The organism is Vibrio sp. ABG19, from assembly GCF_029962385.1.
Lineage (GTDB): Bacteria > Pseudomonadota > Gammaproteobacteria > Enterobacterales > Vibrionaceae > Vibrio > Vibrio ostreae.
Genome location: NZ_CP071708.1, coordinates 183,971 through 201,412 on the forward strand (window position 1 = coordinate 183,971; position 17,442 = coordinate 201,412).

Consider the following 17,442-nt stretch of genomic DNA (forward strand, 5'->3'; position numbering starts at 1 on the left):
CCCCCCGACATTGAAGAGTTTCAATGGTTGAAGAAATCAACGTTGTTATACGTGCCGTGGTGCGAACATGATGATACCCATGCCGATCAACGCTACCGTTACACCGACAATGTCCCATAAAGTTGGTCGAATACCATCAACTATCCACAAGATAACACCCCAATATCTCTGCTACTGCTGTAATAAAAAACAATCCGATAGTTTTTGCTTCTACCAACTCAATTTCCTCATATTATTTATGACCGATTTAGCCCTGAATATGACAATTGTAACGATCAGCTCTCAATGATGCTGTCTTTTGGTTATTGCTTCAATTTATGAATCCAGACACAACAAAGAACAACTGATAAATTTCTTAAAGGCAACATCTCGCCCTGACACGGTTCCACCGTTCATCAGAGATAAGTTTTATTAGGGCTACGCATAGTACAGTTGACAGTAGTGCTCTTTGCCGTAAAGACGGAATGGGCAATTTCGTGTTACATGCCCCGTCAGCACACCTTTAGACAAAAATGCGTTGCAGTTATTAAATGGGGAAGTGTTTTTCCTCATATTCTTCAACCAATGCAGCGAGCCTTTCAAGCTCGTCACCTTCAGGAGTGCCGGGTTCGGCTGCATCAAACAGTGATTCAATTCGCTTCAACGCGGCCTTGTAATCACTTTCAGAAATTTCAAGGCCCAACTCATCCAATGTTACCTCAGCTAGTTCATCACTATGCGCAGTATGGGGTGTCATCCCCTCGACCAGTTCTTTTTCAGATAACCGTTTTTTGCTCACAACTCGTCTTTCCATTCAAAATGAGATTAGATAATTTATAGCATACTGAGTTATTAGCTACAGCGTAAGGTTTGTCCTGAAACACGCAATGGGGCAAAACCTACTTAGTCGCTACTACCAAACTCTCGCTGTTCATCAGTAGAAGTTTCATCCAATGTTTCATACTCCGCTTTGACTTCAGGGTCTTCAAATGCCTTCAATTTCAGGGCTTCAAGCTTGCTCAGTTTCCTCAGGATCCAACTGCCATCGCAATTATAGGCCCATTCAACAAAATCTCCCTCAGTCAAAGGTTGCTTAATCTGGAGCTCATTGGGAATCACAAGGTAGTGTTCACCATTTTCATTTATTTGAATTTTTACTTTCATAACTTACTGACCTTTAAGTTAACCATAATGCTCTAGAGCCGTCATAGTTTAATAATAACCATGATATGGAATACAACAAAAAGGAAAAGCCCTAAGAACCTAGGGCTTTTGTGGCTTGTTTACTGCTAGCCCAGCAGATTTAGGTTGCTTTCTTCCTGACCTATTCTTAACCGCCTACACGGCGGTTCACACATTCAGTGTACTTCGCTTGATTTTCAGGATATTTTTAGCCGCCTACACGGCGGTTCACTGATAGTTATAGACAATAACTTTCTTACAATCAAAGTGTAAAAGCCAAATTGCAAAAATATCTTGATAAGCGTGGACGATCATAATTCATTGATTTTAAATAATTTCAAATGAGACTGGTTAAATAAGGTGAAAATTAGACATGAGGTAACGAACCACGCCACTTACTATTTGATGCGAAACCATAACTGTCGAACCCTTGCTGAAAGGTGTCATCCTCCAGTATCTCTCGTTGAATATGCAAAACAAACTCCTGCCCGGATGAATGACTCATGATCGGGATGCTGTGAAAGAAATCAAAGGTAGTGTTTAGAAATCTGTGTCATTTCAGTATGATATACAAAACAGGAATGACACATGAACAAAGACTTCGATCTAGAACAAGCTATTAAAGCCCTTCAGTCAGGCCAAGACCTGACAGGTAAAGATGGCTTCTTAACTCCGCTCATTAAACAAATCACAGAAGCTGCTTTGAAAGCAGAACTCGAACAGCACCTTGAAGGTGATGAGCAACCTAACCGTAAGAACGGCTCAAGCAAGAAAACGATTAAGTCTTCTGTCGGCACGTTTGAACTGGATACCCCACGCGACCGCTCTGGAACATTTGAACCCCAGTTAGTTAAGAAGAACCAGACTAAATTGACCGATGAGATCGACCGTAAGATCCTATCCATGTTCTCGCTCGGTATGAGCTACCGTGATATCCGTGGTCACGTCGAAGATATGTATGGCATTGAGGTCTCTGAGGCCACCATCACAGGTGTTACCGACCGTTTGATACCTGAACTGAAGGAGTGGCAGCAACGTCCGCTCGATGCGCTCTATCCGTTTGTCTGGCTCGATGCAATCCACTACAAAATTAAAGAAGACGGACGCTATGTCAGTAAAGCGATATACACAATCCTAGGGTTAAACATTGAAGGTAAAAAGGAACTTCTTGGGCTGTACCTATCAGAGTCAGAAGGGGCAAACTATTGGCTATCAGTGCTGACAGATTTGTATAACCGTGGCGTTGAAGATATCTTGATCGCCTGCGTAGATGGGCTAACAGGCTTCCCAGAAGCGATAGCAACCATCTATCCTGATACAGAAGTTCAGCAATGCATCATTCACCAAATCCGTAACTCTATGAAATATGTTGCCTCTAAGCATCAGAAGGCGTTTATGGCCGACTTGAAGCCAGTCTATCGGGCTGTGAGTAAAGAAGCGGCCGAGATGGAGTTGGATCGTTTGGAAGCCAAATGGGGACAGCAATACCCAATAGTGATTCGTTCCTGGCGGAACAAATGGGCAAATTTATCGGTTTACTTCAAATATCCAGAATACGTCCGAAAGGCTATTTACACGACAAATGCTATTGAAGCCGTACATCGCCAATTCCGCAAACTGACCAAAACTAAGGGAGGGTTCCCAAATGAAAATAGCTTGCTCAAGCTACTGTATGCTGGGATATTGAATGCTTCTAACAAATGGACAATGCCAATACAGAATTGGAATATGACATTGTCTCAACTGGCGATTCATTTTGAAGGTCGCTTGGATGACGTCTTAGATATTTAGCCAAAATTAGCTGACACAGAATTCTGAACGCCCTCAAATCAAACTCGCGTTGCTCCAGCAAAACCGGTAAATGGATTTCATTTCTCTCGCCAGCTCTTCTCAATACTCTTTCAACTCTCCGTTTTTTGGAACCAATAAAGCTCTTGCCTATTGTACGATTTCGAACAAAGCGAACACGGTCTGACGTAGCTGGTACTTCTTGAATGTCTGTTAAGACAAATATCTCTTCATTAACCATGGTCGAAAAATAGGGCTGGAATGAAAGTCCTGTCAGAATATCTCTATGCTGAGAGAAAAAACAAACAACGTTACCGATCGTATTTCTATCCCATTTCGGAAAGGCGATACCAACAGTATGCCTGAAGTGCTGGTTACGAGCGTTAGACATAAAACCATGCATCGCAGCAATACAGCGCCCAGCAAGCAGTTCGTTATCGGCGCTTTCAGGCTCAAATTGAGTAGAAAAATAGTACTGATGTTCCATATTCATACCTCAGCCTTTTTTATTGTTTTTGCTACTTGAGTGATTAAACAAACCGCCCTTAACCAAAATCGCCATTACAAAATGTACTTCATCGGGTATCGAATTTGTCCTATTCATATCTTCCGTGTATTCTTCAGCTTTTCGTATCAACGTGTAAAAGTCGTTGGCATATATGGGATGCCTGCGAGCAATAACGAACTTTTTGTCCGCTCCGTACTCATTTACTCTAAGTACTTTGTCTGCATCTTCGCTCCACCAATCATCAATAAGTTGGATAGCCGCTCCAATTTTTTGTGCGTGAAATGCTGCTGACTCATCATCCTGCCCCTCAATTAGTACCGTGGCAAACTGACGCGTTGGTGAGCCTTCTTGCTTCCGGTCTAAGAACTCTTGGCTCGGAAATACCTCATCTCCCCAGCCTACCTTCAGTTTTGCCTTAATATCCAAGTAACCGTACCGCTTAGGATCTGATAACGCTTGTGTTAAATAGTTAGTCAATCCCTCTAGTTCAATTGAAAAACGTTCTTCCCACCGACTAAACCAGTCCAGCTCACGGACATCGTCAATACTCCATTGTTGATTTTCCGATTGGATATGAACTGATAACTGCCGACACACTCGATTACGCCAAACCCAACTCCCGATCAATATGTTTTTGGCATAGCGCCTGGCAAGCTCTCTATAGCCATCAAGATGACGGTAAGCCTCTGCCAATTTAGTAAGGGTCATCCTTACCGACACATCAGAGCATACATCTGGAGCCAACGAATTAGCTTGTATCCGAAGCGAAAATGCACAGTAAATTTCATCGACACCAGGCGGAACATAACACTCTTCAATGAACTGAGGATTAGGAAAAGCGAGGTCTTGCGGTGCAACGTTCTTTTGCTTAAATTCTTGCCCGGTGTAAGCTTCTGTATAACCGCTTTTCGGTGTGATGACATGAGTTCTGTCGATACGCAACGGGGACATTTGACCATTGATATCCAAATAATAGAAATACGCTTTCCCCGGAGACAACGAACGCACGTAATTTAACTGACTGCACAGTTCCATGACGACTAGTTTCCTCTGTTTTTGATAAGGATAGTCTCTGTCGTCTCTTCTATCGACCAAAACGCCTGCTCAATAAAGCTCCGTTTGTCACCTAACCGAACATCTATTGGATTTAATCGCTTCGCCAGTGCCAAGTTATTTTCAGCATAAGCATGCAGTCGAGTTCGAGCATTGCCTCTGCTGACCGGCTTCTCTAACAAATGAAACCCATTCGATATTGGTAATAACGATTTATCGAGAGTGATATAAGTTTCTAGTTCGCTAACATTCCTTGGTTGAACGGGGCTATGAATTAGCCAGCGACCATAACTTGGTAGTCCTTTCACGGCTTGGAACAGATCGGTGTCATTTGCCAATGCCCTTAACCAATTGACCCCTTTAGATATTTCTGGTTGAAACAGAGCACCACCGGCAAAGTTAAGAGGTAACGCAGACTTTAAATGCCCAACGTGTTCAGATAACCGTTGGTCACCGCGAACCTTAATCACTAAATCAAACACAATATCCGAGCCTACCTCAGGCAAAATAGTTGGTCGCTTTACCGGAGATACATCGCGAACGGATGCAAGCAAACTCGGTTCTGTTAGTTTCGTATTGGAATGCAATGATTCATCGCGAACAAACAATGCGAACTCAGTGAACTCCAAATCTAAAGACTCGGTGCCTGACAGACGCGCCAGGTTCAGCTGATAACGATGAACAAATCCCCATACGGCGGTCAAAGAAGGGCATCCACATAGATAAGGGCTACTTTGAGCCGCTGTCCCATAAGATCTCAGTGCTGACAAATAGATGTACTGATGATTTTGAAAAGCGTTTTCCTCATCTTCTGGTTGTGCCAACTTATTCAAAATCCAGATTAACTCACTCTTCAATGGCTGTAGTAGCTTAGGATGATAAGCAAAACGATTAGATGACTGGTAATTCTGTAAAGTCAGGTGCAATCGCTGATTGAGTTGCTTCAACAAACTTGGCAGCTCTCTCTCTTCTAAAGATAGAAAGTCAGAAACAAGTCCATCACTATACGATGCTGTCATTTTATGTGGTTCTGACTCGATAATGTCTCTCAACTCAATCAGTGGAAGTAACCAACGAGCAATTTGCTTTCGAATTATTTTAAGTTGATATCTCCGGGTTTGATCTCGTCCCTTTGCCGTTTTAGGGGCATCGAATCCAGCGAGGTGAGCTAAGACAGAACATGTTTTTTTCGAGCATAATTGATAGTCATCAAAATACTTTTGTGTCGCTCCCTTCCTAGCTATTAGCGTTTTACTATGGTCCACTGACACACCAATTGGGTAGCTAAGTACTTTCATTGCGCCGCCAAGAGAACCACATAGATTGCCGATACTCGCGGAGTTAGGTAGCGTGATTGTCCTGAACCTCAAATCAGATTCTCTATCTCTTGAAAGACGCTCCACCTCTTGTTGTAACGCATGACTCACCACAGGTGTTACCGACAAGTAGTCTCCCTGCCAGGGAAGCAAAACCTGCTTACTACGTGCATCGACACAATCGGGGAAACGCTGAACATTGAGGTGGTCATCGATAACTTGAAATAATACGCCTTGCTCTGCTAACCCAACCCCAAACTCGACCAGTAAAGACTGCCAAAAATCATCGTGTTTCAGGATAAGTGAAAGTAAACATTCGTCATTACCCCGCCACAGAAATGGATTTAACAACCAAATCGTATGTCGGTAAGCTGAAGCATTGTGCGCCCAGCCATAAGATGAATGTAACGATAAACTGGTTAATGTAGGGCTATTTGTGCGCAGTGGACTACCTATTATCGACTGTTTGGCCACACGACAGTCCGGATATTTGAGGTTATGGGTGTGTATCCAGCGAGTTTCCTCAATAACAGCCGTCAAGTTCTCAGCATTACCGAAATACTGTCTGGCTCTGCTTATATCTAACCAATCTTTTGGCTCGGGTTTACCAAGCGATAAGTTAAGTAAAATGGCCAATGCTTGTCGCTCAACACCATCAATTTCGATAGATGACGTGTATGGCATAAACGCCTTCTTGAGGGCTATAAACCTTACCTTCTCATCAGTAATACTAAGTAACTCATTCAAATTTTGCATGTGCTACCACTCTGGTAAATAACGATAAAGCCCGTCAGATTCACTCATCATTCGTGCTAACTTTATTTCGATCACACTACGCAACGTAAACACCGAGTCATGAATAGCAAGCCTTTGGCGCTGTTTGGGAATTCTCTCGGCTTTCAGTTCACCAAATTGATACAAACGATGAACTTCATCTGTTGAGCAGGAAAGTAACGTCGATACTTCCAATATGCTCAGTAGCACATCCGCGATGTTCGGTTGTCGCTGTTTTGGGTGCAACGCAACTAACCTGATTAAATAGCTAATGACTTCACCTAATACCGGGTTTTGAGCCGGATTACGACTCGGAAGCTGACGACAATCTTTGAGTAACGGCCCAAAAGCCTCAGTGAAGAAAATTTTGTTCCAAGGCCTGATTCGGATCAGTTCGCTTTTCTTGCTTATCGAATCCAAATCTAAAACCAGTCGTTTCGGCCATGTATTGCAATAATCAGCAAAGTCGTCAAAGTTGATTTTTTCGGCAGAACCGGAGCGATTCACATACCAGAGAAGAAACCCAAACCGGGTGGATACGTTAAGAGCATGGCGCCCGATACCCTGCTCAAATTCAGCCTCACCAGAAAGCCAACGTGATACCTGCTTTTCCGCTTCACTAGCAACACCGGGCTGTGCCTGAGTTAAATCAAAACCACACTCACAATGCTCTATAAGTTCGGAGGATTGATAATCCAACAAGCTATTGCAACTCGGGCATCGTTCTAGTAACTGACTTTGGTGGATAGAACAGGCCTTGTATGGAACAAACTGCCACTGTTGGCGAATATAAGGAGCTAAAGCTAAGCATTGTGGACAGACTGGTGTGAACCGCTTACGAACAAAAATATGCGGATAGTCGATACCATCACGATTTACAGCTTTGTAATCTGGTGAAAATACCGACTTCGAGTGAGACAAAGCCAACCGAAGTACACCAAAGTTGGTGAGACGGAGTTGGTTTTCTAAGTCAATGAAAACACGAACCCGCATTTGACTGGTCACCTTGGCTTTGTATAGGTTGACCCGTCGAAGCTCAAAAGGAAATGCCCCTGGTATAGCCTGATGCTGCCCCAAGGTTGCATGCCATATATCTTCTGCAAAATGAGCAAACCGCTCATAACCTTGTCCTGCGCTTAGCCTAAGTAAAAAGCTCTCCAACGCTTCATCAGCGTATAGTTCTATTTCGGATTTCATTTGAAACCTAAAACTTAGTTTATCTAAGTTTTAGGTTTAGCCTCGAATGGGTTAATTTTCCATTTGATAGTGTGAACTAGTTCTCATCCTGCTTTCGAAGTGACACAAAAAGCCAGAATTAAACCGAGCTAAGAATCAATTTCACAGTTACTCAATTTTCATGATTCATGAAAAAGGCTGCTTTGTGCAATTTTAACTGGTTAGCATTCATTTTCGATACCAAGTATCACAAACAAAGACCAAAAGTAAGTCCTGACCAGACCCGATCCCATGGAGGTTGCTCTAAGAAGATTCTGCCCCGAAACAATTCAGATCAAAAGTTCTCGCTCACTTAGTTCACAGTACTTTCCCATATCAAAAGTTATCCGAAGGAGTTTGGAAATTAGCTTGTCAAAAATCATAAGGTATCATGTAATTTAATGTTCATAACCTATTGATTATCAATTGAACTGTGATTGAAAAGGCTGCATGATAGGAGCGTGAAAAGCGGCTAAAAGCCGTATGAAAAGTGTTAGCCGACAACAAGAAATTTCAGTCATGGAGAACAAAGTGAACGTAAGGAAAGCGATCAAGCAAGACTCCGGTAAGTTGCTAGAACTTATTGGACACAAAGCCGAGTTTGACCGAAGTATGAAAGGATTTAACGGTGAGATATCAACGACTAAAGAGAAGATTGAACGAACCTTATTTGGTGACTATCCGTTTGCTCATGTTTTACTGTTGGAAGTCGATTGTGAAGTACTAGGGTTCGCCTTATTTCATTATCGTTATTCTTCCTTTCGTGGTGAACCGTCCATTTGGCTAGATGACTTGCTAGTAGTTGGTGAACATCGATCAAAGGGGTATGGTGCTGGACTTATGCATGCTTTGAAAATTGAGGCTGAAAAGTCGTTAACTTCTCACATTTCATGGACAGCTAGCCCATACAATACCAAAGCACACAAGTTCTATAAGAAGTTAGGCGCAGAAGTCGAACGCATGGATGGTCAGCGTCCGTATTTCCGTTGGGAAATGTATGCTAAAGGGGGCTAGGTGCTTTTCTTATATGAACTGATGGTATTAAGTAATATTGGGCTAAGAAGGATCTGCCCCAAAATGAACCAGAGCAGGAGTCAGCTTCACTTTAAGTCAGATTTTTTGACTTACTTTTTCTAATACTTAAAACTCCAACTAAGTGGCCAAATTCATTAAGCCATGACATGTTCGACTAGTTTGGGTGTTACCGTATGTCTATATTGTTGTCACTAGTGTTCTACTCGCCTCGACTTTCTTATGGAAAGTGAGTTGACTCAGAAAAAATCATGCAAATAATTCTAATAATTCAGTAGAATAGAGAATATGATTTGGGCTTTCAGAGGGAAGTAATTTGGCTGTTGATATTGGTGTAGGAGTTGTTGCTGGAGCACTGCTTAAACCAGCTACAAATGAAATAGTTAAAAGAACAGTTGGCTCTGTTTATGATCTACTGGTAGAAAAACATAAGTTAAAAGAAATATCAAAATTTAAGAATAATTATATATCTTATTGTGAAAGAGTGTTAGAGATAAAAACCTTAATGTCTCAAGACAAGGTTTTTCGAATAGATGAAATCTTTGTTCCCGTAGATTTGCTTTTAACAGGATCTGATACAAAGTTTGAAGTTAATAATAGAACCGCCTTAGATCATGAAAGAGCAATATTAATTAAAGGTCTTGCAGGACAAGGTAAGTCCACACTTTTACGCAAGTTATTATCAAATAATGCAAGCTATTTCCATCGGTTACCAATATTTTTTGAACTAAAAAATTACCAAGGGGGAACCATTGAGGAGTGTATATCTGATAATTTATCCAGCTATGGAATTTTAATTTCACCTTTGAGTCTAAAAAAACTATTTCAGGATAGTAATGTTAAAGTCTTTTTGGATGCTTTTGATGAAGTTAAACCTGAGTTTAGAGATCAATTAATTGATGACATAAGAAGGTTGATTAATGGTTCAAAATGCCACGTTATTTGTACTACTAGACCTGATACAGAAATAGAAACTCTGTCTGATTTTCTGACTTACACCGTTTGTGAGCTAACAGAGAGGCAGGTTTTTGGAATCATCGACGTATCAGCAACTGACGCTGAGAAGGCTGAATCTCTGCGAACAGCGCTAGTCGATAGCCCATTGTATAAAAAAGCCGACTCTATATTAAAGTCACCTATCTTAGTTGTATTATACTGCATTAGTTACAATTTAGGAGAAGAGATACCTAACACTTTATCTCAGTTTTATTCCAACATATTTGATACGGTTTTTTTTAAACATGACAATATAAAAGGTAAGGTACGAAGAGAACGGACTTGGAATGATAATAGGAAAATATATAGAAATATTTTCGACTGTTTATGCTTTATCTCTATGAGGGAAGGTCTAGTTAGTTTTAGTGGGAAAAAGTTAATTGATTTGGTTAGTGTTTCTTTGAAACATTCTAATGAAGAAGAATCTTTTTCTAATCGTGTTTCTGAAGAGTTGGTTTCAATAACAAATCTTATAATTGAAGATGGGTTTAACGAGTATAGATTTATACATAAGTCTATACAGGAGTTTTTTGCGGCTTCATTTATTGTTGCAATGGAGCATGATAAGAAAAAAGGATTTTATTTAAAGTGCTTTACGAATAGTGAATTCAATACATTGTTCAAAAACACACTCTTTTTTTTGAAGGAGTTAGATTATTATGATTACCATGAATATGGTTTAATTCCTAGTATTTCAGATTTCCTATCAATATCTCAGCATACTGAAATAAAAACTATCAAACTACCTAAATCTCTCGTTGACTTATATTTAGATGAAACCACTATCTCTGTTTCTATAAGTGCTTACCGAAGAGGAAAAAATGAGTCACTATCTGTGGAAAAAGGGAATCTAATTTTTGAAAGTGCGATAAATTATCCAGCTTGTTATTCGGAAGTGTTCAATACGGCTAATAGCTTAATAAGTCTAAACTATTCTGATACAGATTTTAAGAAGTTAGTTGATGATGAAGGAGTTAAACGTGAGAGTGGTGTGTATGTGCTAACGATGAGACAACTAATTAACTTCAAACGCATGCCTATTTCATCGGTTTATGAATCATTAGAATTAGCCGTAAATGTACTTTACCGAGAGGACTTTAATAAGGCAGTTGAAAACATTAAAAATCGTAAAAACCTCATGGAAACGAGTAGTTATTTTGATTTTTAATAAATAGTCGATAGATAAGAGATAATCTCAATCGTTTAAATATGATATCTCTTATTTTTATGAATATTTTTTGAGCCAACAAGATTTAACTGGTCTGCACCACTTAGGCTGAACACTTCATCAAGCGAGTTTGTCATACCTAAAATAATTCATTAATTGCTAATTTAGCAAAGTAACTGACACGTTTTTGTCCAAAAGTTTTCTCTAGGCCCCATGCGCTGTGCATACAGGCCTAGACTTTCTACAAGAAAGCGTTGACAACTCTCTGCTTAAAATCCCCCAATATTAACGTTTCTGGACGCAAATCATTGAACAGAGTGTCTCTACCTTGCACAGATACGGACTCCCATTCCAAATAGAATTGCCGTGCCGTATTCGAGTCAATAATTGAACCGGTTGGTAGGATATCCTGTTGATCAGCGCTAGAAGCTACGTTGAGGCTTGTCCCAAGGTCGGCATATTGGCAGGTTTCTGGAATATCCTGCTCAATCCCCTCAGCAAATCCAACCAAATTTTCTTCAGCAAATGTATATAACCAAGCTTCCTGATTATCGGCTTTACTCACCCTCAGAATCCTGCCCAGGACCTGTCTAAAATAGAGCTCGGTTTTTACAGAACTGACATGACAGCAAACCTGCAGCCTTGGGATATCTGTACCTTCACTAATCATTCCAACACTAACAATCCATTGGCAATCACTGTGACGAAACCGCTCTATCGATTCAAGTGGGCTCTGATGCTGGTAAGTAACAAGTTCTGCGCTTTGATTTAACCTCTTTACCAACAGTTCCTGGATCTGAATCGCATGCTTCACTGATGCAGCAACAACTAACCCACCCGCATTGCCATTTACTTTTCTCAGTGCAGTTAGTTTCTCGCAGCCAAGTAACAGCAGATGATGAAGCGCCCTTTGATTATGAATGATATCTTGGTATGACGTGTTGGAGCCTTTAATCAACTCGCTAATCGAAGAAAACGACTTCTGTTCGCCCCTCTCCGATACTCTAAGGTTTCCATTGTCAACCAGTACTATTTTTGGTGCCCGGCACACTCGGTCATCAATCGCTTGCTGTAAACTATATTGAAAATCACAAATTATCTGCCCCTCAGGATTGGTATAGTTAGCTAAAGCAATGGGTACCGAATCCGATCTCCAAGGGGTTCCAGTCAGTGCCAACGTAAATTTCACATGCTTTTGGATTTTAGTGACAACCTGTTCTCCCCAGCTATTTGAACGGCCATAACCGTCCGCTGAGCAGTGATGTATCTCATCAAACACAGCAAATACTCGATACTTGCTGATTGTCTTCCAAAAGGCCGACGTAAGATATTTTAGGCTTTGATATGTGTATGAACCGCCGATTGCACCTAATCCCCCATCAAAAGTACAATCGAGTTTTTTTGAGAAAGTGGCCATCATATTGTCAGCGACGGTAATAGAGGGAGAAAAGCATAGTACCAAGTCAATTTCTTTGTTAGCGAAAAGCTGTTTAGCAACTTCAGCAGCCATCACCGTCTTTCCAGCTCCGGGGGTCGCTTGACATAAAAAATGCTTTTGCGCATTACCATAGCTTGCAACAGCTTGTTGCGCACATTTAGCCTGCCACGACCTTAGCATCCCTCTGCGTCCTTATCAGCTAAAGTACTCAACAAAGCAGTAATCGCATTAATCTTGCCCAACAGCGCGGCAGAGCGTTCTTTTGCACCCGTCAGTAAGGTTTGCAGCGAGCGTTGTTTACTGGGAATGCGGGCAAGTAAATGTTTGTACTCGTCGACTTCTGCCAGAGAAATTGATAACTCTCCCTGGTATTGGTTACGTTCCTTTTCCAGTATCGAAAAGTCAAAGGAGACGCTTTTAGCTACCCGTTCCTGAGAGGTGTGATCGAGCATAGACTCCGCTCTATCTCGCCGTTCGGAAAACTGTATCCGGTGGAATAAATCCGTTTTTGTATATATTTTACTTCTTCCTTGCCCTTGCACCGCCAGATAACCGTTATCGGTCAATCGACTCACTTGCCGATACACGTATTTTCGAGCTTCATTCACATCATCAAAACGATCAGATGTTTTTAACAATTCATCACGAGCCTGTGTGATAGAGAACTGATCTAGGTTCTTGGATATCAGAAGGTTATACATCGGCTTACTTAGCCTAGCTTGCTGTTTCATAACGACTACATAACTGCTTAAAACTTAGGATTGCTAAGTATACAAAAATAAGTAAAACTTAGACAATCTAAGTTATCTATAGGTACAAAAAAGAATGTCTAAGTGGAAAACCCAATCCCCGCGAGGCTCAAAGCAGCGCGTAAAAAAGCCAAAATCACCCAAAAAGATTTGGGTGTAAAAATTGGTATGGAAGAAAGCTCAGCAAGTGGTCGAATGAACCATTATGAAAAAGGTCGCCATGTCCCAGACATTGGTACGCTATCGCGTATGGCAGAGGAACTTGATGTGCCACTAAACTACTTTTTCTGTAAGGACGAGATGTCTGCCGAGCTAGCTTGTTTGATTGATAAGTTGAGTATTGAAGAAAAAGAAAAACTACTCGGTTTATTAGCAAATAAGATGTCAGCTCTTTAGTGGTCGTTTACTAAGCAGCATATGAATAGGCAATAGATCGGTAAACGTTCTATCAACTAACTTATCTTCTTTGGACTGGGCATCTTTGTTATAACGAGTCCCAACACTTAATTCTTGTATGTTTAACTGCTCCAAGGGGCATGTGAATGGATTATCTTCATTGGGATATCTTGAACTAAATGTAGCTTCTAAGATCTTTTTATCGAGAGTGTTTTTAGACTCAGAAAGTGCATTTATGAGAGAGTCAGATAGGAAGTGTTTTAGCGGCCGACACTCACCGCGGCATACAGAAAATAAAGGTAATAGAATTTCATCACAAGTCAGGTTAGGCCTCTCATCAAAACCCATTCTTCCTGCTAGTCCAGCGACAAACTTGGCAAAATGAATCTTTCCAGTTTGATCGGGTATCAATGTCTTATTTTGTTCCGAATTTTTAAATAAATGAAAGTAGTTAAGATGCCTACGCCAACTAAGCCTTGAGCTCCATTGGGGTTCTTCAGCTAGCATAGATGAATATGGCATTCCGACTAATACAAATGAAACCTTCGCTTCCTCACTTATCATTTTTAACGTATTAGCGATTGTTTGCCTTTCTTCTGCATCTTTAAACTCAATAAGCTCTTGTATTTCATTAATTATAATTAGTTTAACTTTTTTTTCTTTTAATGTTCGTATGACACCTGCAGTTAAAGATCCCTCACGATGTGTTCGTCTAACACGACTTGAATACACATCATCTAGATCAAGCAAAAACCGTTCTAAGGTATTCTGTTCTTTAATCCTACTTGGGATCCTAGTATTCAATACTGGCATTTCATGCCATCTACCCTTCTTAACAGAAAATTTTTGTATATAGTTGTTTATCAGTGCGGTTTTACCAGAGCCAGTATCTCCTGTAAGAAGTAACGATTCTTGCTCACCACCAACAGTGCTATTGAATATTAACCTATCAAAAATGGTGTATATTTCAGTTACCTGAGGGTGTTCAACATAACATTCACGAAAATTCGATATCTGATGTAATTGCTGATTTGTCAGCTGTAACATTTTAGTACCCATCAATATCACTCAAATCAAGTCCACCAACATCATCTTTTTTATCTATATCATCAGCCAAGGGTTGTTTATTATTATTTTTTTTAGTCGCAATAGATGTGGGCCCTTCACTGCCAACTTGATGATATTTAGCAATTTTTGATAAATTCGACGTTTTAGGCAATGTAGATTTCTTATAATTTCTATTTCTTATTCTTTCCACTTCACTGTCGATCCTTCGATCTATGTACAAATACGTATCAGCCAGTGCTTCATCATCTTTTTTCAGCCTGGTATTCAAACGTCTTACTGCACATATTCGTTCGTGCTGATACAGCGAAACACCTTCAATATGACCATAGTCTTTGATCACCGGAACCTTTAGATAACATTTATCTTCTTCCAAATAGACGTAGATATAGCTGATATCATCAGGATCAGTTTTCACTTTCAAGGTAGCACCTTTTCGGTTTGCTGCTGCTGAACGCTTCTTATAAGCCACTAATTCTTCACTGTAATATCTTAAGTTATGTAGCCGAATACCGTCTTTACCTAGCGTTCTGGTATTTAACCGACCTAATTCAATTTTGAGCTGTTCGGCTTCAGCTCCTGCATAAAAATTCGGGCGCCACTTAGATTCATTCCATTTGTGGTACGGTATCTGCCGTTCTTTTGAATCTGACTTCATGTGAAAGTAATCTACAACCCATTTATATAGAAGCTCCAAAAAAACAGACACTCGTACAGCCGCATGTTTTTTGGGGTCGTACTCCTCCAATTCGCTTATATTGTTGAATGTTTTTCCGGGAAGACGACTGAACAGCAGCTTATAGAAAGAATCAAATGCCTTTTCTACATGTGGCTTTTCCCATGGTTTAGCTGCTTTTGTATAGTGAATCTGCGTCACCAAAGGGCGTAACGCTGCATCAAGGTCATCCGACCAAAACTCAGCTCCATTATCAACGACTAGGTGAGTTATTTTTCCGTGACAAGGCCAATCATTATCAATAGATGGATATTTATCTTTTAACCAATCTTTGGGTAGTGTCGCATTAAGAAAGGCTGATCGAACAGATTCAAAACTGGGGTCCCTAAAACCAGCATATAATCCCACGATACAGCCAGAGTACCGGTCATAAAGAATAGTCAAATATGGTCGTCCCAAGGGAAGCTCTAAATCATCATCTAACAGCATAACTGGAGCAGGAGTATGATCAATTTCAACATATTCCATTGGAAATGTTGCTGGAAGAATGTGATCCACCATCTTGAAAACACGATCTGCATAGCGTTTCCCATAACGACCCACAGCGACATCGTAAGGCCTTAGTTCTTTGATTCTATTATAAAATGTACGTTTACTTAAAGGCCTTATCTTTCCATCAGGGTTATTTCGATTTTCTTCAATCACCCGAGACTTGTAATACTGAAAGACTTCTGCAACTGACCACCTTTCTTTTGTGAGATATTTTTTATTGATTGCCTCAAGTACTAGTTTCTGAGAACTTAACTTTTTAGTCCTGTTGCCTTTTTGTTTATGCTTGGGCACTAAAGAAAGAATATTTCTGTCTGAAGCAAAATAAGTGGATTTCCAATCCACAAATACCCGCCAAGAAGGAACTGGTTTGCTAGTTTCAGCGTTATATAAATTCAATAATGGCTCTAAGTTACGAGCCGTCCACCCCCCAATTAAGCGTCTTTCTACGTAATTTAATATATCCAGGCGTTCTAGGGCTTGATGTTGAAGTTCTAACGGTAAGGTGTCAAAAGAGGGTTCGAAGAGTTTATCTAGAGGTTCAAAAAAGGAAGTAGTATCATCTCGAGAAAGAAACTCCGCACTTTCTTCTGTAAATTCATCAATAAACCCAGTTATGCTAAGCTCACTATTAGAAGATTCATTAGCACCAGACATAATTAGTTAACCCAAAGCTCTCTTTAGTTAAATCAGTTTTTATTTTTCCTGAAGATAACCAACATAGAGTAGTAATCATAGTTTCATGTTCGCTTAAACCGAGGGCTTCTGAAATATCATAAAGTTGTACTTTTTTTTTTGCGCTTAATGTAATTAAGCACGAACTTTTCAGCTTCAGTAACCGTGTGTAAACCTGAGTAACGATGCAATAACTTGAGATTATTGAGTATCGGGTTAATCCGAATTTGCTTTTCGGTGATTAGCTGTAAGTAGTAACTATGTTTTTCCAGCGCATATCTCTTTTTCTCCGCGAACCGAGCTTTGAAGTCTGGTTTTGAAATTTGGCTAGAATGCTTTACTTCAACTATAAGAACCTTACCATCATTGCCTGTAACCAAGAAATCTGGTGTGTAACGACAATTTCTTCCATTAAAGCAATAAGATAAATTAAATGGTTGTGAAGAAAAGCTTTTAATGTCTGGGTTATATTCAAGATGGAAACAAAAATCGAATTCGAGAACAGACATGGTTCGTACAACAGCATCGTTCTTCAAGCTCATAAACTTGCGGATGTTATGTACATGAGAGGATTTTTGGGTTTGATCATACATAGCTAAGTCACTTTGTCGTAAACCTACAACAAAAATTAGTCTATGCTGACTAATAGTGCAACTTGCTGAGTCTTTCTGCAATTTATGCTGACTTAGATTGCACGTATCAATTGGGTGGAGGCCCCAGCCACATCCCGGCACACACATCATCCGCTGTGGCTGCTTCCTTCCGGACCTGACCAGGTTCACGAACTAGTGTTGCGGGAGGACCAAGGCCCCCATAGTTCACTTCAGCTTGCGGCCGAAGAGTGGGAAGGATTATCAAGCATCCCTATCCTCATTGCAACCCC

General features: G+C 40.4%; 15 protein-coding genes, 1 other RNA gene and 1 pseudogene. 4 read left to right on the forward strand and 13 right to left on the reverse strand.

From position 1 onward, the window contains the following. Positions 1–45: 45 nt before the first annotated feature. The 3 genes and pseudogenes from J0X00_RS06885 to J0X00_RS06895 all read right to left on the reverse strand — a co-directional run bounded on the left by J0X00_RS06885 (position 46) and on the right by J0X00_RS06895 (position 1,143). Positions 46–217 (reverse strand): annotated as a pseudogene (locus tag J0X00_RS06885) (hypothetical protein). Between the two features lie 309 nt (positions 218–526). Beyond that, positions 527–778, reverse strand: a complete 252-nt coding sequence (locus J0X00_RS06890) for a hypothetical protein (protein ID WP_167411365.1) — start codon at positions 776–778, stop codon at positions 527–529. Between the two features lie 104 nt (positions 779–882). Continuing rightward, positions 883–1,143, reverse strand: a complete 261-nt coding sequence (locus J0X00_RS06895; RefSeq protein WP_282477782.1) for a hypothetical protein — start codon at positions 1,141–1,143, stop codon at positions 883–885. Positions 1,144–1,749: 606 nt separating this feature from the next. Between J0X00_RS06895 and J0X00_RS06900 the strand changes: the two genes are divergently transcribed. Then, a complete protein-coding gene (locus J0X00_RS06900) occupies positions 1,750–2,952 on the forward strand; it encodes an IS256 family transposase (RefSeq protein ID WP_282476358.1) in 1,203 nt (400 codons plus the stop codon). Here the strand turns inward: J0X00_RS06900 and cas6f are convergent. From cas6f to J0X00_RS06920, 4 genes are read right to left on the reverse strand one after another with little or no spacing between them, the layout of a single operon-like run. Next, complete coding sequence (cas6f, locus tag J0X00_RS06905; RefSeq protein ID WP_282477783.1) at positions 2,855–3,442, reverse strand: type I-F CRISPR-associated endoribonuclease Cas6/Csy4; 588 nt, start codon at positions 3,440–3,442, stop codon at positions 2,855–2,857. The genes J0X00_RS06900 and cas6f overlap by 98 nt on opposite strands. A 3-nt stretch (positions 3,443–3,445) precedes the next feature. After that, positions 3,446–4,492, reverse strand: coding sequence for a type I-F CRISPR-associated protein Csy3 (gene csy3 / locus J0X00_RS06910; protein WP_282477784.1), 1,047 nt, complete (start codon positions 4,490–4,492; stop codon positions 3,446–3,448). 5 nt (positions 4,493–4,497) lie between these two features. Then, positions 4,498–6,582 (reverse strand): type I-F CRISPR-associated protein Csy2, encoded by a 2,085-nt coding sequence (locus J0X00_RS06915; protein WP_282477785.1) that lies wholly within the window; start codon positions 6,580–6,582, stop codon positions 4,498–4,500. 3 nt (positions 6,583–6,585) lie between these two features. Beyond that, positions 6,586–7,797 (reverse strand): TniQ family protein, encoded by a 1,212-nt coding sequence (locus J0X00_RS06920; RefSeq protein WP_282477786.1) that lies wholly within the window; start codon positions 7,795–7,797, stop codon positions 6,586–6,588. Between the two features lie 549 nt (positions 7,798–8,346). On the opposite strand from J0X00_RS06920, the gene J0X00_RS06925 reads away from it, so the two are divergent. Then, a complete protein-coding gene (locus J0X00_RS06925; RefSeq protein ID WP_282478274.1) occupies positions 8,347–8,829 on the forward strand; it encodes a GNAT family N-acetyltransferase in 483 nt (160 codons plus the stop codon). A gap of 334 nt (positions 8,830–9,163) precedes the next feature. Then, positions 9,164–11,011, forward strand: a complete 1,848-nt coding sequence (locus J0X00_RS06930; RefSeq protein ID WP_282477787.1) for an NACHT domain-containing protein — start codon at positions 9,164–9,166, stop codon at positions 11,009–11,011. 241 nt (positions 11,012–11,252) lie between these two features. Here the strand turns inward: J0X00_RS06930 and J0X00_RS06935 are convergent, their stop codons facing one another. Both J0X00_RS06935 and J0X00_RS06940 read right to left on the reverse strand, forming a co-directional pair. Next, positions 11,253–12,629, reverse strand: coding sequence for a DEAD/DEAH box helicase family protein (locus tag J0X00_RS06935; protein WP_282477788.1), 1,377 nt, complete (start codon positions 12,627–12,629; stop codon positions 11,253–11,255). Next, positions 12,623–13,180: a hypothetical protein gene (locus tag J0X00_RS06940; RefSeq protein WP_282477789.1), complete on the reverse strand. Its 558-nt coding sequence runs from the start codon at positions 13,178–13,180 to the stop codon at positions 12,623–12,625. The genes J0X00_RS06935 and J0X00_RS06940 overlap by 7 nt, the downstream gene beginning before the upstream one ends. Before the next feature lie 102 nt (positions 13,181–13,282). Here J0X00_RS06940 and J0X00_RS06945 point away from each other — a divergent pair, with 102 nt between their 5' ends. Beyond that, complete coding sequence (locus tag J0X00_RS06945; RefSeq protein WP_282477790.1) at positions 13,283–13,594, forward strand: helix-turn-helix transcriptional regulator; 312 nt, start codon at positions 13,283–13,285, stop codon at positions 13,592–13,594. Here J0X00_RS06945 and J0X00_RS06950 read toward each other — a convergent pair. The 4 genes from J0X00_RS06950 to ffs form a co-directional block, all read right to left on the reverse strand. Next, the gene (locus tag J0X00_RS06950; protein ID WP_282477791.1) at positions 13,583–14,653 is read right to left on the reverse strand and encodes a TniB family NTP-binding protein; all 1,071 of its coding nucleotides are present in this window, start codon (positions 14,651–14,653) and stop codon (positions 13,583–13,585) included. The genes J0X00_RS06945 and J0X00_RS06950 overlap by 12 nt on opposite strands. Then, on the reverse strand, positions 14,643–16,541 hold the full coding sequence (locus tag J0X00_RS06955) for a Mu transposase C-terminal domain-containing protein (RefSeq protein ID WP_282477792.1): 1,899 nt from the start codon (positions 16,539–16,541) through the stop codon (positions 14,643–14,645). Before J0X00_RS06955 ends, J0X00_RS06950 begins: the two co-directional genes overlap by 11 nt. A gap of 116 nt (positions 16,542–16,657) precedes the next feature. Then, positions 16,658–17,152 (reverse strand): TnsA endonuclease N-terminal domain-containing protein, encoded by a 495-nt coding sequence (locus tag J0X00_RS06960; RefSeq protein WP_282477793.1) that lies wholly within the window; start codon positions 17,150–17,152, stop codon positions 16,658–16,660. 118 nt (positions 17,153–17,270) lie between these two features. Next, positions 17,271–17,367: signal recognition particle sRNA small type (gene ffs, locus J0X00_RS06965), an RNA gene on the reverse strand. Between the last annotated feature and the right edge of the window lie 75 nt (positions 17,368–17,442).

Excerpts from the sequence above, each read along its gene's own strand:
- J0X00_RS06895 (WP_282477782.1), bottom strand. The coding sequence starts at position 1,143 with ATGAAAGTAAAAATTCAAATAAATGAAAATGGTGAACACTACCTTGTG.
- J0X00_RS06900 (WP_282476358.1), top strand. The coding sequence starts at position 1,750 with ATGAACAAAGACTTCGATCTAGAACAAGCTATTAAAGCCCTTCAGTCA.
- cas6f (WP_282477783.1), bottom strand. The coding sequence starts at position 3,442 with ATGAATATGGAACATCAGTACTATTTTTCTACTCAATTTGAGCCTGAA.
- csy3 (WP_282477784.1), bottom strand. The coding sequence starts at position 4,492 with ATGGAACTGTGCAGTCAGTTAAATTACGTGCGTTCGTTGTCTCCGGGG.
- J0X00_RS06915 (WP_282477785.1), bottom strand. The coding sequence starts at position 6,582 with ATGCAAAATTTGAATGAGTTACTTAGTATTACTGATGAGAAGGTAAGG.
- J0X00_RS06920 (WP_282477786.1), bottom strand. The coding sequence starts at position 7,797 with ATGAAATCCGAAATAGAACTATACGCTGATGAAGCGTTGGAGAGCTTT.
- J0X00_RS06935 (WP_282477788.1), bottom strand. The coding sequence starts at position 12,629 with ATGCTAAGGTCGTGGCAGGCTAAATGTGCGCAACAAGCTGTTGCAAGC.
- J0X00_RS06940 (WP_282477789.1), bottom strand. The coding sequence starts at position 13,180 with ATGAAACAGCAAGCTAGGCTAAGTAAGCCGATGTATAACCTTCTGATA.
- J0X00_RS06950 (WP_282477791.1), bottom strand. The coding sequence starts at position 14,653 with ATGGGTACTAAAATGTTACAGCTGACAAATCAGCAATTACATCAGATA.
- J0X00_RS06955 (WP_282477792.1), bottom strand. The coding sequence starts at position 16,541 with ATGTCTGGTGCTAATGAATCTTCTAATAGTGAGCTTAGCATAACTGGG.
- J0X00_RS06960 (WP_282477793.1), bottom strand. The coding sequence starts at position 17,152 with ATGTATGATCAAACCCAAAAATCCTCTCATGTACATAACATCCGCAAG.